The 13715-nt window shown below is 65.9% G+C and carries 13 protein-coding genes; 6 read left to right on the forward strand and 7 right to left on the reverse strand.

Annotated elements, in window-relative coordinates:
- Window positions 1-14 precede the first annotated feature (14 nt).
- Window positions 15-1469: a DUF4832 domain-containing protein gene (locus QRN07_RS05530; RefSeq protein ID WP_285240567.1), complete on the reverse strand. Its 1455-nt coding sequence runs from the start codon at window positions 1467-1469 to the stop codon at window positions 15-17.
- A gap of 196 nt (window positions 1470-1665) precedes the next feature.
- Here QRN07_RS05530 and QRN07_RS05535 point away from each other — a divergent pair, with 196 nt between their 5' ends.
- The 6 genes from QRN07_RS05535 to QRN07_RS05560 all read left to right on the forward strand — a co-directional run bounded on the left by QRN07_RS05535 (window position 1666) and on the right by QRN07_RS05560 (window position 7096).
- The gene (locus tag QRN07_RS05535) at window positions 1666-2112 is read left to right on the forward strand and encodes an Hpt domain-containing protein (protein WP_285240568.1); all 447 of its coding nucleotides are present in this window, start codon (window positions 1666-1668) and stop codon (window positions 2110-2112) included.
- Between the two features lie 29 nt (window positions 2113-2141).
- On the forward strand, window positions 2142-3032 hold the full coding sequence (gene galU / locus QRN07_RS05540; RefSeq protein ID WP_285240569.1) for a UTP--glucose-1-phosphate uridylyltransferase GalU: 891 nt from the start codon (window positions 2142-2144) through the stop codon (window positions 3030-3032).
- A gap of 171 nt (window positions 3033-3203) precedes the next feature.
- Window positions 3204-4262 carry an iron-containing redox enzyme family protein gene (locus QRN07_RS05545; protein ID WP_285240570.1) on the forward strand — a complete coding sequence of 353 codons (1059 nt, stop codon included), beginning with the start codon at window positions 3204-3206 and terminating at the stop codon, window positions 4260-4262.
- A gap of 32 nt (window positions 4263-4294) precedes the next feature.
- Complete coding sequence (locus QRN07_RS05550) at window positions 4295-4480, forward strand: CDGSH iron-sulfur domain-containing protein (RefSeq protein ID WP_432246065.1); 186 nt, start codon at window positions 4295-4297, stop codon at window positions 4478-4480.
- A gap of 95 nt (window positions 4481-4575) precedes the next feature.
- A complete protein-coding gene (locus tag QRN07_RS05555) occupies window positions 4576-6765 on the forward strand; it encodes a hypothetical protein (protein ID WP_285240571.1) in 2190 nt (729 codons plus the stop codon).
- Window positions 6766-6835: 70 nt separating this feature from the next.
- Window positions 6836-7096 carry a DUF4235 domain-containing protein gene (locus tag QRN07_RS05560; protein WP_056595725.1) on the forward strand — a complete coding sequence of 87 codons (261 nt, stop codon included), beginning with the start codon at window positions 6836-6838 and terminating at the stop codon, window positions 7094-7096.
- Between the two features lie 75 nt (window positions 7097-7171).
- On the opposite strand, the gene mnhG is transcribed toward QRN07_RS05560, so the two are convergent.
- The 6 genes from mnhG to QRN07_RS05590 are packed head-to-tail and all read right to left on the reverse strand — an operon-like array spanning window position 7172 to window position 13627.
- A complete protein-coding gene (gene mnhG / locus QRN07_RS05565) occupies window positions 7172-7573 on the reverse strand; it encodes a monovalent cation/H(+) antiporter subunit G (protein ID WP_285240572.1) in 402 nt (133 codons plus the stop codon).
- Window positions 7563-7844, reverse strand: coding sequence for an MrpF/PhaF family protein (locus QRN07_RS05570; protein WP_050685258.1), 282 nt, complete (start codon window positions 7842-7844; stop codon window positions 7563-7565). Before QRN07_RS05570 ends, mnhG begins: the two co-directional genes overlap by 11 nt.
- Entirely contained in the window at window positions 7841-8386 is a 546-nt protein-coding gene (locus QRN07_RS05575; protein WP_285240573.1) for a Na+/H+ antiporter subunit E, read from the reverse strand. The genes QRN07_RS05570 and QRN07_RS05575 overlap by 4 nt, the downstream gene beginning before the upstream one ends.
- Window positions 8383-10029: a Na+/H+ antiporter subunit D gene (locus tag QRN07_RS05580; RefSeq protein ID WP_050685260.1), complete on the reverse strand. Its 1647-nt coding sequence runs from the start codon at window positions 10027-10029 to the stop codon at window positions 8383-8385. The genes QRN07_RS05575 and QRN07_RS05580 overlap by 4 nt, the downstream gene beginning before the upstream one ends.
- On the reverse strand, window positions 10026-10613 hold the full coding sequence (locus QRN07_RS05585; protein ID WP_050685261.1) for a Na(+)/H(+) antiporter subunit C: 588 nt from the start codon (window positions 10611-10613) through the stop codon (window positions 10026-10028). The genes QRN07_RS05580 and QRN07_RS05585 overlap by 4 nt, the downstream gene beginning before the upstream one ends.
- Window positions 10610-13627 (reverse strand): Na+/H+ antiporter subunit A, encoded by a 3018-nt coding sequence (locus QRN07_RS05590; RefSeq protein ID WP_056595731.1) that lies wholly within the window; start codon window positions 13625-13627, stop codon window positions 10610-10612. The genes QRN07_RS05585 and QRN07_RS05590 overlap by 4 nt, the downstream gene beginning before the upstream one ends.
- Window positions 13628-13715 lie beyond the last annotated feature (88 nt).

The following is a 13715-nucleotide window of genomic DNA, read 5'->3' on the forward strand; positions in this document are numbered from 1 at the left end:
AGGCCCCGGCCTGCTCACGGCGCCGGGAGGTACTTGCGCCCCAGCGTGAGCCAACCAGCCAGGGTTTTGTCCTGGGATGCGTTGGCGAACCGTAGCGGGACGCCCGTCGCAAGCGGGTTAACCGGCCTCATCAGCAGCGTGTAATACCCCGGCGGCACACCGCCGACAGTTGTTTTCCACTGCACCGGAGTTCCCGGCTTCACCCCGGAGAGCTTCCACGAGGTAGTCCATGTCCGAACTATTTTTCCACCCGAATCGGCCGCAGCAACCTGGATCGGCCAGTCGTAATAGAAAGGTGCAACCCCAGCATTGTTAACCTTTACAGTGAGATCGCTCTGCCCGCTGACGGCTCCCCGGGTCAGTGCGAAAGCTGTCGCTTGGAACCGGTAGCCCAGCGACTGGGAGGCAGCTTTTGCGTTCGCCAGGGTCTGACCGGTGTATCCCGGACTGAAGGCACGGTGGTTAAGCAGCCACGAGGCATGGGTGGCTGCGACACTTCCGGAAAAGTCATTGTCCGCGCCGGGCTCGATGACGGGGCAGCGCATCGGCGTTTCAAAGATGCAGTCCTGGATCTCCACCCGCAGTTCCCCGCCCACGGGTTGCGTGAGCCACTTGCCCGTCGTCCCGGATTGACGCAGTTTGTCCACAAAGTGCCAACCAATTCCCGGCAAGGTCTGCACGGCAAAAGAATCATCGTGATAGCCGACGTTCAGGCTTTTGTTGGCTGCGTCGGGGTACCTGACCTGAAGCTTCGTTTTCCTGAACGCTTTGGTGTAGCTCGCGAGCACGCGACCCTGGGTGGCCGTTGATGCAAACCAGTTCTCCGGAGAGCCCCAACCGTCATGGGGGAAGGTGTGCCATTCACCCCAGAAGCCCAGAAGGCCCATCTGGATGAACCCGATTCGTGGATCACCGTCATAACGGGCCCCAAAGGCTGCAACGAATCCCTCAAGTGCTGACACGAGGCGCGGATCCTCATAGTCCGGGGAGACGCTCACGCCACGGTTTTGATGGTCTGCATAGCGGTGGGTGGACAGCCCGGACTGCAGCAGATATGCGGGGATGCCGGTGGCCTTACCCGGGTAGTCAAGATAAAAGCGAAAAACCGCCTGGTGGCCGCGTCCCGCAATGGCGTTCAACTGGGTTTCCAGGCTTGCCCAATTAAACGTTCCGGGTCCGGTAACAACCGCATTAACGGGAAGGTAGAACCATTCCATGGAGTGAGGCATCGAACTGTAAGCACCGGCGAACGGGACAAAACCAGCCAAGGGACTGCTCGCCGGTGCCGGCCCCGCGGCCAGGGGAACCCAATCGCCGGACGTGGCCGCTGCCTCAGCAGCAGGCACCGTTGAGGCTGATGGCACCACCAACAGCATAAACGCGACGAAACCAGAGACGACGGCGCCAACAGAGAGCCGCCGTCGAGGCAGCTTCAGCCAACGCTGGTTTTTCTGAGTATTCAATTGCACTTCCCCTGACAGACGGCGCACAGCACCGACGAGACCGAGCGGCGCGGAGCACCTATGAGACCAGGACCTGCGGACGCCACCACCCAAGCGGCGTTTCACACTCACTTCGGACTGATCCTAAGGCAATTCCGGGGATCTTCACCCAAGTACAGCCAACAGAAATTGCGGGAGCCGCAACTGACCAAGAGAAGGACATATGATTCACAGCTCCACCCGGCATGATGAACGGCCGGACAAATCGATTAACGGACGCCGGCCCCCTGATTCCAGTGATATTCCGCCGTTACTGGACCGGTCCGTTCTTGACCAGTTCACGGAGGAACTTGAGGAACTTGCCTACACGAAGGCCTTCTTTGATTCCTTCATCGATTTAATGCCGCACCGCATCGAAAGACTTCGCTTGGCCCTGGTGGCGGGAAGCTTCGAACGTGCGCTCGATGCGGTGTTGAGCCTGAAATCATCAAGCCAAATGATCGGCGCCCGCCGGCTGGCCGGCCTGGCCGCAGCACTTGAGTCCGGTATCCGCGACGAAACCACTGCCTCGAATGCTGCAATGCTCCTGCCGCGGCACGCTGCCGGGTTCATCAACGACATCACACAATGCGGCGACCTGACCTGCAACAGCCTCCGCGCCCACTGCTGACACGTCCCACAACAGAAAAGAAAACACACATGACTGCATCACAAACCATCACCAAGGCCGTTATTCCTGCTGCCGGATTGGGGACCCGATTCCTGCCCGCCACCAAGGCAATGCCGAAGGAAATGCTGCCGGTTGTTGACCGGCCGGCCATCCAGTACGTGGTGGAGGAGGCCGTGAATTCGGGCCTGACTGACCTGCTGATGATCACGGGACGGAACAAGCGTGCCCTGGAGGACCACTTTGACCGGGAACCCGGCCTGGAAGGTGCCTTGGAGCGGAAGGGTGACACGGACAAGCTTGCCGCCGTGGAGCACGCCTCCAACCTGGGGCCCATCCACTACGTGCGCCAGGGTGAGGCCAAGGGCCTGGGCCATGCGGTGCTGTGCGCCAGCCAGCACGTGGGCAACGAGCCGTTCGCGGTGCTCCTGGGGGATGACCTCATCGATGAGGCCGAGTCCCTGCTGAGCACCATGATGGAGGTCCAGCAGAAGACCGGTGGATCGGTGATCGCCCTGATCGAGGTTGACCCCTCGCAGATCAGCGCCTATGGCTGTGCCGACATTTCCGTGGTGGCGGGCGAGGACTACGTCCGCGTGAACTCCCTGGTGGAGAAGCCCGCTGTGGGTGAGGCGCCGTCCAACCTGGCCGTGATCGGCCGGTACGTGCTGCACCCGGCCGTGTTCGGTGTCCTGGAGAACACGAATCCCGGCCGCGGTAACGAAATCCAGCTGACCGATGCGCTGCAGACCCTTGCCGCCGGCGAGGGCAACGGCTCCGGCGTGTACGGGGTGGTCTTCAAGGGCCGCCGGTACGACACCGGCGACAAGCTCAGCTACCTCAAGGCCGTCATCACCCTGGCCTCCGAGCGCGTGGAATTCGGCGAAGACCTCAAAACCTGGATGAAGGCCTTCGTCAGCTAACAGGCGGCCGGGCCTGCCGCGGAATCCGGGCCCGGCACTTCGCTTTAATATAGTAATCATGCTTACTATTAAGGTGATCGACTGGAGAGGCTGGCGTAACCGGCCGCACCTGGGCGTGGGTCTGGCGAACGGACCAGACGGGGCGCCAGGTCATCACGTCAAAGGAGCACCATGAAGATTCCAGAAGCCAGAGGGCCCATCAGCCACGAGCTGTTCCGCGTCCTTGCCCGCGGTCCGGAGCCAACACGGACCGCTTCAGGACTGGCCGGACTCCGGCAGGAGATCCACGCCCGCCTGGCCGCAGCGGGGGACCTGGTGGTGGACGATGACATCCAGCTCACGCTCTTCTGCCTCTACGAGCTGCACTATTCCGGCCTGGACGGGGTGGACGACGCCTGGGAATGGGAGCCGGACCTGATTGGGGCACGCCAGCTCCTGGAGCAGCCCTTCGAAGATTCCGTGCGCAACGAGGCCGCCCCGCTGGTCCACGGGCTTCCCCATCATGGGGAACCGATGACCAGCGACGGCGTCGCGGACATCCTCTTCAGCCTGGCTGGCCGCGACGCCGGCCCCAGCGTCTCGCGTTTCGTCGCGAAGAAGGCCAGCCTGGCCCAGCTGAGGGAATTCCTGATCCACAAGTCCGTTTACCAGCTCAAGGAAGCCGACCCCCACACCTGGGCGATTCCCCGCCTGAGCGGCCGGCCAAAAGCCGCCCTGGTGGAGATCCAGGCGGATGAATACGGCGGCGGCCGGCCTGAGCGGATGCACGCCGCCTTGTTCGCCCGGACCATGCGGGGCCTTGACCTGGACGACACCTACGGCGGATATCTGGACACCGTACCGGCCGTATCCCTGGCGGCGGTGAACTTCATGTCCCTGTGCGGCTTGAACCGCCGGCTGCGCGGGGCGATCGCCGGGCACCTGGCCATGTATGAGATGACCTCCTCACAGCCCAACCGCCTCTACAGCCAGGGATTCCGCAGGCATGGCTACAACAAAGCCGTAACCCATTACTTCGACGAGCATGTGGAAGCCGATGCAGTCCACGAGCAAATTGCCGGCCGTGACCTGGCGGGTGGCCTGGTGGAGGCGGAGCCCAGGTTGCTGGGCGACGTCCTCTTCGGTGCAACAGCTGCCCTTGCCCTGGACCTCCGGCAGTCCAGCCACCTGCTTTCCTGCTGGGAAAACGGTGGAACGTCCCTCCGGCCAACCGTGGCGGTTGCGGCGTGAACCCTGATGGGGGGCCGGCCGAAAGCTCAATCGTGGTTTGCCCGGATGGGCCTCTGATTATCCGCGGCAGCTTCGAGATTGTCACGCCGTCAGGGGATGCAGTCCCCCGCGACCGGCAAACCGTGGCATTGTGCCGCTGCGGCGCATCCGCCATCAAGCCTTATTGCGACGGCTCGCACAAGATGGTCAGGTTCCGCAGCGGACCACCTGCCGCCTGAACGGACCACCCCCTGGGCGGTCCGTGGTTGACAGACGCCGGGCCACGGGAAAGGATGCTTAGAAAGCGTTTTCTCACCGGAGGAGGGCGTGCGCCTTGCGCAGCCAGCACACTGCCATTGACCGTCAATCCCTGGTGCGCCGCCATAACGTGCACCAGCAAAGCCTGGACCCGCGGAGCCCTGTTTCGGTGGGGAACGGGGAGTTCTGCTTCACCCTGGACCTGACCGGAATGCAAAGCATGCCTGGCAGTTACCCGGTGGGTGCCCGCAGTGAACTCCCACCGGGCACGCTGCTGGGCACCCAGTCCCAGTGGGGCTGGCACGCCATTCCGGCCGACGGCGAGTACTCCTTGGCCGGTTCCACCGTCACGTACGATTCGCCGCGCGGCCCGGTGCCCTATGTTGACATGGTGGGTGACATTGTTGACGGCCGCGAGACGGACACGTCCCGCGCCGAAACCTGGCTGCGGGCCAACCCGCACCGGCTTGACCTGGGCCGAATCGGCTTCAGCCTTCCGGACAGGGACAACCCGGACATCCAGGCCGCGGACATCGTGGACCCCCGGCAGATACTGGACCTCTGGACCGGGACAGCAACCAGCACCTTCGCACTGAGCGGGCACCCCGTCCATGTCACCACTGCGTGCCACCCCGAACAAGACCAGCTGGGGTTCCGCATCGAATCGGCGGCGCTGGACCAGGGCCTGGCCGTCACACTGGCCTTCCCGTACGGCTCCGAAGCCTGGCATAACGCCGCGGACTGGGACCAGCCGGCAGCCCACTCCACCCGGGTGGCGGAAGCCGAACCACAGCGCTGGGTGATTCAGCGGGACCTTGACGGTTCCGGCTACCAGGTGGCCATCACCGGCACCGGCCTGGTGGTTGAGCAGACGGGCAGGCACGAGGTGCTGATCCGCGCCGAACCCGGGCAGGAAGTCCTGGACTTCGCGGTCCACTTCGTCAGCGCCGGGCAAGGCGACTGCCTGCCCCGCGGAACGGGCGGCATCAGCGGCATCGGCAAACCCGCCACACCGGAACCCGCCGCTGCCCCGGTGGCGGCGGCGGCAACCGCAGCGGAAGCCGGCACCGCCGTGATCGATGCGTCCCGCCAAGGCTGGGCTACCTTCTGGAAGTCCGGCGCCGCCGTCGACCTTTCCGGGACGGCGGATCCCCGCGCCCTGGAACTGGAGCGCCGCACCGTCCTCTCGCAGTACCTCACCGCCATCAACTGCTCCGGATCGTTGCCGCCCCAGGAAACCGGGTTGGTGTGCAACTCCTGGCGCGGCCGCTTCCACCTGGAGATGCACTGGTGGCACGCGGCTCATTTCGCCACCTGGAACCGGACGGCCCTGCTGCTGCCGGCGCTGCGCTGGTACGCCACGGTGATGGACAGCGGGCGGCAAACGGCCAAGGACCAGGGGTTCGACGGCGTCCGCTGGCCCAAGCAAGTGGGTCCGGACGGGCGGGAAAGCCCCAGCCCGATCGGCACCTTCCTGATCTGGCAGCAGCCGCACCCGATCCACCTGGCCGAACTGGCCTACCGCGCCGAGCCGTCCCGTGAGCTCCTGGCCGAGTTCGCGGAGGTGGTGTTCGCCACCGCCGACTTCATGGCGTCCTTCGCCCACCCCACTGCCCGCGGCTTCGAACTGGGCCCGCCCCTGGTTCCGGCCCAGGAAAGCTACGAATCCGTCCGGGGGACGGCCAGCAATCCCACCTTCGAACTCGCGTACTGGCAGTGGGCCCTCAGGCTGGCCTCGGCATGGCGCGAACGGCTCGGCCTGCCGCCCCGGGAGGTCTGGGAAGCCGTAGCGGCCGGCATGGTGCCCCCCAAGGTTATGGACGGCACGTACGCGGCGATCGACGTCGAACCCTTCACCATCCGCACCGACCACCCGTCAATGCTGTGCGCCCTGGGCGTCCTGCCGCAGACCGGGCTGGTGGACCCGGCGATCATGCGGGCAACGCTGCGGGAGGTCCTCGCGGACTGGGACTGGGACAGCACGTGGGGCTGGGACTATCCCGTCCTGGCCATGACCGCCGCCCGGCTGGACGATCCGGAAGCTGCGGTGGACGCCCTGCTGCTCGATGCCGGCAAGAACCTCATCCTTCCCAACGGGCACAACCGGCAAACAGATTCGCTGCCGCTGTACCTGCCGGGCAACGGCGGGCTGCTGGCTGCGGTGGCGCTGATGGCAGCCGGCTGGGACGACGGGCCGGAGCGGTCCGCCCCCGGGTTCCCCGCCGACTGGAACGTTGCCTGGGAGGGCCTGGTCCGGTCGCCGTAGGGAACTCGTGCGCAGCTGCTTGCCGCTAGGCTGGGGGGAGTATGTTTTCCGTCCGCAAGGAGTATAAGGAATGAACCTCTTCATTAAGCTGCTCGGCACCGGCATCAGCCTCGGCGCCGGCCTGGTCGGCACCAAGCTGGTCAACGCCGTCTGGGAAAAGTCCACCGGCAAGCAGGCCCCCACCGGCAAGGACGACACGCCCACCAGCCTTCGCTCGGCGCTGACCTTCGCGCTGATCTCGGCTTCCGTCAGCACCGTCATCCAGGTGCTCACCAACCGTGGCACGCAGCGTGCGATCGCCAGGTTCGCCAAGAGCGCCGACGTCGTCTGACAGGCACAGGCAGCACCGCTTAAGCGACTGACGGCGGGCCCGGATCATCCGGACCCGCCGTCAGTGTTTTAAGGCTCAGTCGTCGTCGCGGGTTTCGTCGGCGGCGGCCTTGGCGGCAGCTTTCTGCACCACTTCCTCGAGGTCGTCGGAGGTGAGGAGCTCCCGGTGCAGGTGCTTGGTGCGGTAGCCGGCGCGGCCCACCATGTGGGCCGAGACGGGAACCGTCAGCAGCTGGAAGATCCAGGCCACCACCAGCACGGGCCATACCCACCAGGTGCGCATCTGCAGGCCGATGGCCGCCAGGAGGAGGAAGAGGCCCAGCACCTGCGGTTTGGTGGCGGCGTGCATGCGGCTGAGCAGGTCCGGGAAACGGAGCAGCCCGATCGCTGCGCCCAGGGACATGATGGCGCCCACGATCATAACCACAGCCGAGGCCAGGTCCACCCAGGCGTCCACTCCGGTGAAATCAGGATTCATGAGGCTGTTGTTCCCTTCGGTCAGCCACGAACCGGGCCACGGTGACGGACCCGATGAAGCCGATGATGGAAATGGCAACCACCAGCATCAGGTTGTTCAGGTGCCGGTTCACGGCCATGTCCACACACAGCGCACCACCCAGGATGGCCAGCAGCACGTCCGCCGCCAGCACGCGGTCCAGCAGCGACGGTCCGCGGGCGATCCGGAGGATGGCGCCGGCGGCGGCCAGAGAGAAGATGATGGCGGTAGCCACCAGGACTGCCTGCATCATGCGGCCGCCTCCGTCCGGACAAGTTCAAGCTCTTCAGGGGTGCCCATGATCCGGATCAGTGCCGCTTCGATGCCGCGCACCTCGTTTTTCAGGTTCTCCACGGCTTCCGGGGAGCTGATGTTGATGGCGTGCAGGTACAGCGTGGAGGTTGACCGGTCCACCTCCACCACCAGGGAACCGGGAATCAGCGAAATCACGTGCCCCACGGCGGTGACCATCAGGTCCTGGCGGCTCCGCAGGGTCACCGCCACCACGGCGTTGGTGACCTTGGGGCCTCGGACCAGCGCCAGGTAGAGGATCTGTCCGCTGGCCACCACCACCTTGCCCAGGAAGGACAACGCAAACGGGATAGCCTGCAGGACGTTGAACCGGCCGCTGAGTTCAACCGGCGGAAGGTAGAACAACCGGGCGACGGCGATGGCCAGCAAGGCGCCGAAGAGCAGGTTTCCGGGGCTGAAGTCCTGCCACAGCGCGCCCCACACAATCACCAGCCACACCAGCAGAGGCAGTTCCTGGCGCAGCGAAATCCGGCGGCGGCTCATTTTCCTCCTCCAAGGGCGGGTGCCGGCGGAACCACCGTGTCATCGCCCAGGACTGCCTGGATGTACGGCGCCCGGTCCAGCATGTCCTGCGCGGCCCGGTCCGAGAGTTCAAACAGCGGCCCGGCAAAGACGGTCAGGGCCACGCCCAGCACCACCAGCCCCAGGGTGGAGCCCACCATGGTCCGGGGCATCAGCATGGCGCGCCGTGCCGTTCCCGTGCGGTTGGAGACCATCATGCCGGTCCGGCCGGCTCCAGCGGGCTGCAGGGCCTCCGGGTCTTCGGGGTCTGCCAGCAGAACGGGGTCCGGATGTTCGGCATCCGTGGGCCGGCGCCAGAAGGCACGGTTCCAGACCCTGGCGACGGCCAGGAGCGTGAGCAGGCTGGTCACGACGCCGCCAATCACCAGGGCGTACGCCAGCGGGGTGCCAAGTTCCACGCCTGCCTGCAGGAGCCCCACTTTCCCCAGGAACCCGGAGAACGGCGGGATGCCGGCCAGGTTCATGCCGGGGATGAAAAACAGCAGCGCCAGCAGCGGCGAGAGCTTGGCCAGTCCGCCCAGGCGGTCCACGGAGGAACTGCCGCCACGGCGTTCGATCAGGCCCGTAACCAGGAACAGGCTGGTCTGGATGGTGATGTGGTGTGCCACGTAGAACACAGCGGCACCCAACCCGGCTTTGGAGGACATGGCCAGCCCGAACACCATGTAGCCGATGTGGCTGACCAGGGTGAAGGACAGCAGACGCTTGATGTCGCTTTGCGCCAGCGCACCGAGGATTCCCACCACCATCGTCAGCAGGGCCGCCACCATCAGCGGCGTGTTCAGCGAGTCACCGGGGAACAGCAGCGTTTCGGTGCGGACAATCGCGTACACACCCACCTTGGTGAGCAGGCCGGCGAAAACGGCGGTGACCGGTGCGGGCGCTGTGGGATACGAGTCGGGAAGCCAGAAGGACAGCGGGAACACCGCGGCCTTGATCCCGAACGCCACCAGCAGCATCACGTGCAGGAGGGTCTGCGTGCCCTGGTCCAGCTCACCCAGCTTGATGGCCAGGTCCGCCATGTTCACGGTGCCCGTGGCCCCGTAGATCATGGCGATGGAGATCAGGAACAGCACCGAAGACACCACCGACACCACCACATAGGTGACGCCGGCCCGGATCCGCGGGCCGGTTCCGCCCAGGGTCATCAGCACGTAGCTGGCGGTCAGCAGGATTTCGAAACCTACGTACAGGTTGAACAGGTCACCGGAGAGGAAGGCGTTGGAGACCCCTGCCACCAGGATCAGGTAGGTGGGGTGGAAGATCGAGACGGGTGCGTCGTGGTCCCCGTCCGCCATGCCCTGCCCGGTGGCGTAGACCAGAACGGCAAGGCTCACGGCGGAGGAAACCACCAGCATGAGCGAGGAGAACTGGTCCACCACCATAACGATGCCGAAGGGCGGGATCCAGCCGCCAAGGGTCACGGCGAACGTTCCGCCGTCCCACACGCTGGCCAGCAGGAAGCACTCGAGCAGCAGCGTCACGGACAGCAGGGCGATGCTGACGGCCCGCTGCGCCCGCGAGTGCCGGATCAGCAGGAAGGTGAGCGCGGCGCCCAGGATGGGAAGGACGACGGCGAGTGGAGCCAGGCTTGCGATGTTCACTTAGCGTCTCCTTCCGGGGTGGGGGCAACGTTTTGGGAGCCGGGTTTTTCTTCCGCCGCGGCGTCCTCTGCGGGCATTTCCTTGCCGCCGGCCACCACCTTGGCCCTGTCCGCGGGGTCTCCGGGGCTGCCGTGATCCGACACGTCGCCGCCGTCGGTGCCAACCATGGTGAGCGGGAATTCGGAGGTTTCGATGGGGATCTCGGCGTCGTCTTCGGCGTCGAAGCTGGGGGTCTCGGCGACGCGGAGGTCCTCCACGTCGTCCTGGATCTCGTCCCGGCGTGCCAGTACCCAGGTCCGGTAGATGATGCCGAGCATAAAGGCCGTCACCGCGAAGGAGATGACGATCGAGGTGAGGATCAGCGCCTGCGGCAGCGGATCGTTGTAGTCCCCGGCTGCGGTGTCCTTCGAATACAACGGCGCCAGGCCTGCGTAACCGCCGGTGGCGAGGATCAGGAGGTTGGTGGCGTTGGCCAGCAGCATCAGCCCCAGCAGCACCCGGGTCAGGCTGCGTTCCAGGATCAGGTAGATCCCACAGGCGTACAGCGCTCCCATGATGATCAGGAGGGTCAGGTTAACGCTCATGCTTTGGCCTCTACGGTGGTCCCGGCAGGAATGCTGCCGGTTTCTTCTTCGTCTTCGGCGGCCGCCATGGACCGTTCATCGAAGTGCTCGTCGATTTCGGCTCCGAGGCTGCGCAGCACGTCCAGGACCAGGCCCACCACCACGATGTAGACCCCGATGTCGAACAGCGTGGAGGTGACGAACTTGATGTCCCCGAAGACGGGCAGCCAGAACTCGACGATGGCGCTCTGGAAGACCTGGCCGCCGAGAAGCAGCGGGGCGATCCCCGACAGCGCGGCCACGGCAAGCCCGATTCCCAGCAGCCCGCCCGCGCTGACCGGGGTGGCTTCGCGGAGTTCGAAGCGGCCACCGGCGAGGTAGCGGATGGTCAGCGCCAGGCCGGCCATCAGGCCGCCGGCGAATCCGCCGCCTGGAAGGTTGTGGCCTGCGAGCAGGAGGTAGAGGGAGAAGATGATCATCGAGTGGAAGACCAGCCGGGTGACCACCTCGAAGATGATGGAGCGGCGTTCCGGGGCGAGGGTCCGGCCGGCCACGATCCAGGCATCCCGCGTAGCCGACGCAAACTTGCGGCTGATGGCCAGCGCGGCGGCTTCACGCGAACCCGGATCCACTCCGTGCCGCCGGCCCACGGTGCCTTCGGCCACGGAGGCGGACATCTGGATCTTGTCGCCGCGGCCGCGGACGAAGATCAGGCTGGCGACTCCGGTGGCTGCCAGCGCCAGGACGGTGATTTCGCCGAACGTGTCCCAGGCCCGGATGTCCACGAGTGTGACGTTGACGATGTTCAACCCGCCGCCGCCTTCATAGGCCAGCTGCGGGAACTGCAGCGAGACCGGTGTGGCGACGCGGGCGCCCATGGCGTAGATCGCGGCAAAGACCATTGTTGTGCCGAATGCCAGGCCGATGATGACGCGCGCCACCCGGTACTTGCCGCCCGTGCGGTCCCGCAGCTCGGCCGGCAGGCTGCGCATGGCCAGCACAAACGCGACCAGCACAATGGTTTCCACCAGCATCTGCGTCAGCGCCAGGTCCGGGGCGCTCTGCAGTGCGAACATCAGGGCGATGCCGTAGCCGGTCACGGACACCATCAGCACCGCCAGGAAGCGCTTGTTGGCCTTGACGGCGGCCAGGGCGCCGATAACGATCACCGCGCCCACCACGATCTGGAGCGGGGAGCCCGGATCCACCAGGTACAGGTTGTCCGGGAGGGCCTTGCCGGAGAGAAGCATCACCGTCAGGGGCAGTGCGAAGGCCACGCTGAGGATCACGGCAAGGTAGAAGTACAGCGAACCGCGCTGGGTCCGGCCGGTGATCCACACAGCGACGTCGTCCAGCGCACCGATGGTCAGCTGGTAGCCCCGGTCCCCGTCCACCCAGGCCGGGACCAGGGACTGCAGCCGGGCCACAGCGTTGCGGCCGAAGTGCATGGCCAGGCCCAGCACGAAGGTGAGCGCCGTCAGGCCCAGTGCCGGGGTGAGTCCATGCCACAGCGCAAGGTGCCCTGCCTGCTCGGCGGGAGTGCCGGCGTCGGCCGCTGGTGAAGCGAAAAGGGCCGCGTACGGCTGGATCCACGCGTCCACCGGGACGGGCCACAGCCCGTACCCGATGGTCAGGAGGCTGAGGATGGCCGGCGCCGCGAGGAACGCGGGGCTGATGGCCTTGAACGGGGTGGGTTCCACGCCGGGTTTGTTGGCGAAGGCGCCCCACATAAACCGGGCGCTGTAGGCGAAGGTCAGGACCGATCCCAGGACCAGCCCGGCCAGGACCACCATGCCCCACGGGCCTGCTTCGGGGTCGGCTGCGTGGTGCACAAAGGCTTCGAGGACCGACTCTTTGGCCACAAAGCCGGCCAGCAGCGGCACGCCGGCCATGGAGGCGGCGCCGATGCCGGCCACCACGGCCAGGGCCCGGGAGGACCGGAAGACGCCGGAGAGTTTGCGCACGTCGCGGGTGCCGGACTGGTGGTCGATGATGCCCACCACCAGGAAGAGTGTCGCTTTGAACAGGCCATGCGCCAGCAGCATCGCCAGTCCGGCGAGGGCAGCGTCCGGCGTGCCGAGGCCCACCACCATGGTGAGGAAGCCGAGCTGGCTGACGGTTCCGTAGGCCAGGATGAGTTTGATGTCGGTTTGGCGCAGGGCGCGGTAGCCGCCCACCAGCATGGTGGCCAGGCCCAGGCCCAGCACCACCGGCTGCCAGTACGCGGTCTCGGAGAAGCCGGGGGCCAACCGCGCCACGAGGTAGATGCCTGCCTTCACCATCGCCGCGGCGTGCAGGTACGCACTGACCGGGGTGGGCGCGGCCATGGCGCCGGGGAGCCAGAAGTGGAAGGGGACCAGCGCTGATTTGGTGATCGCACCTACCAGGACCAGGACGACGGCGGCGCTCACCAGGGTGCCGGAGCTGCCGGCGACGAGCTGGGGGGCCATGTCCATGATGGCCGAGATGCGGTAGGTCCCGGCCGTGTGGCCCAGCATGATCAGGCCCACCAGCATGGCGAGGCCGCCGGCTGTGGTGATCATCAGCGCCTGCAACGCCGACCTGCGGGCGGCGAGCCGGGTGCGGGCGAAACCGATCAGCAGGTAGGAAAGGATGGTGGTGAGTTCCCAGAAGATGAAGAGCAGGAGCAGGTCATCGGCCACCACCAGGCCGAACATGGCGCCGGCAAACGCGAGCAGCTGGGCGCCGAAGCCACCCAGGTCCTGGTCGTTTTTCCCGAAGTATTTGGCGCAGTACACCAGCACCAGGGCTCCCACGCCGAGGACCAGCAGCGACAGGATCCAGGCCAGCGGGTCCATCCGGAAGGCGAATTCGAGGTGCAGGCCCGGGATCCAGGGGTTCACCTCGGCGATGGCCCCGGCGTCCGAGTAGACGGGACCGTGCTGGAGCAGCAGCCAGACAAAGGAACCGGCGGGAACGGCCGCGAGTGCGTAGAACGCGTTCCGGCCCCAGGCCCTGAACATAAGCGGCGCCAGGACAGCCACCGTAAAGTGCACGGCAAGGACTGTAATCACTGGTATCTCCGCAACGTCAGGAATTCGATTGTCAATGGTTGGAGCAGACGGCAAAAGTAAGGTTTGGGAGTGGCCAGTTTATCAAGGC

The sequence above is a fragment of the Pseudarthrobacter sp. MEB009 genome, assembly GCF_030208875.1.
Lineage (GTDB): Bacteria > Actinomycetota > Actinomycetes > Actinomycetales > Micrococcaceae > Arthrobacter.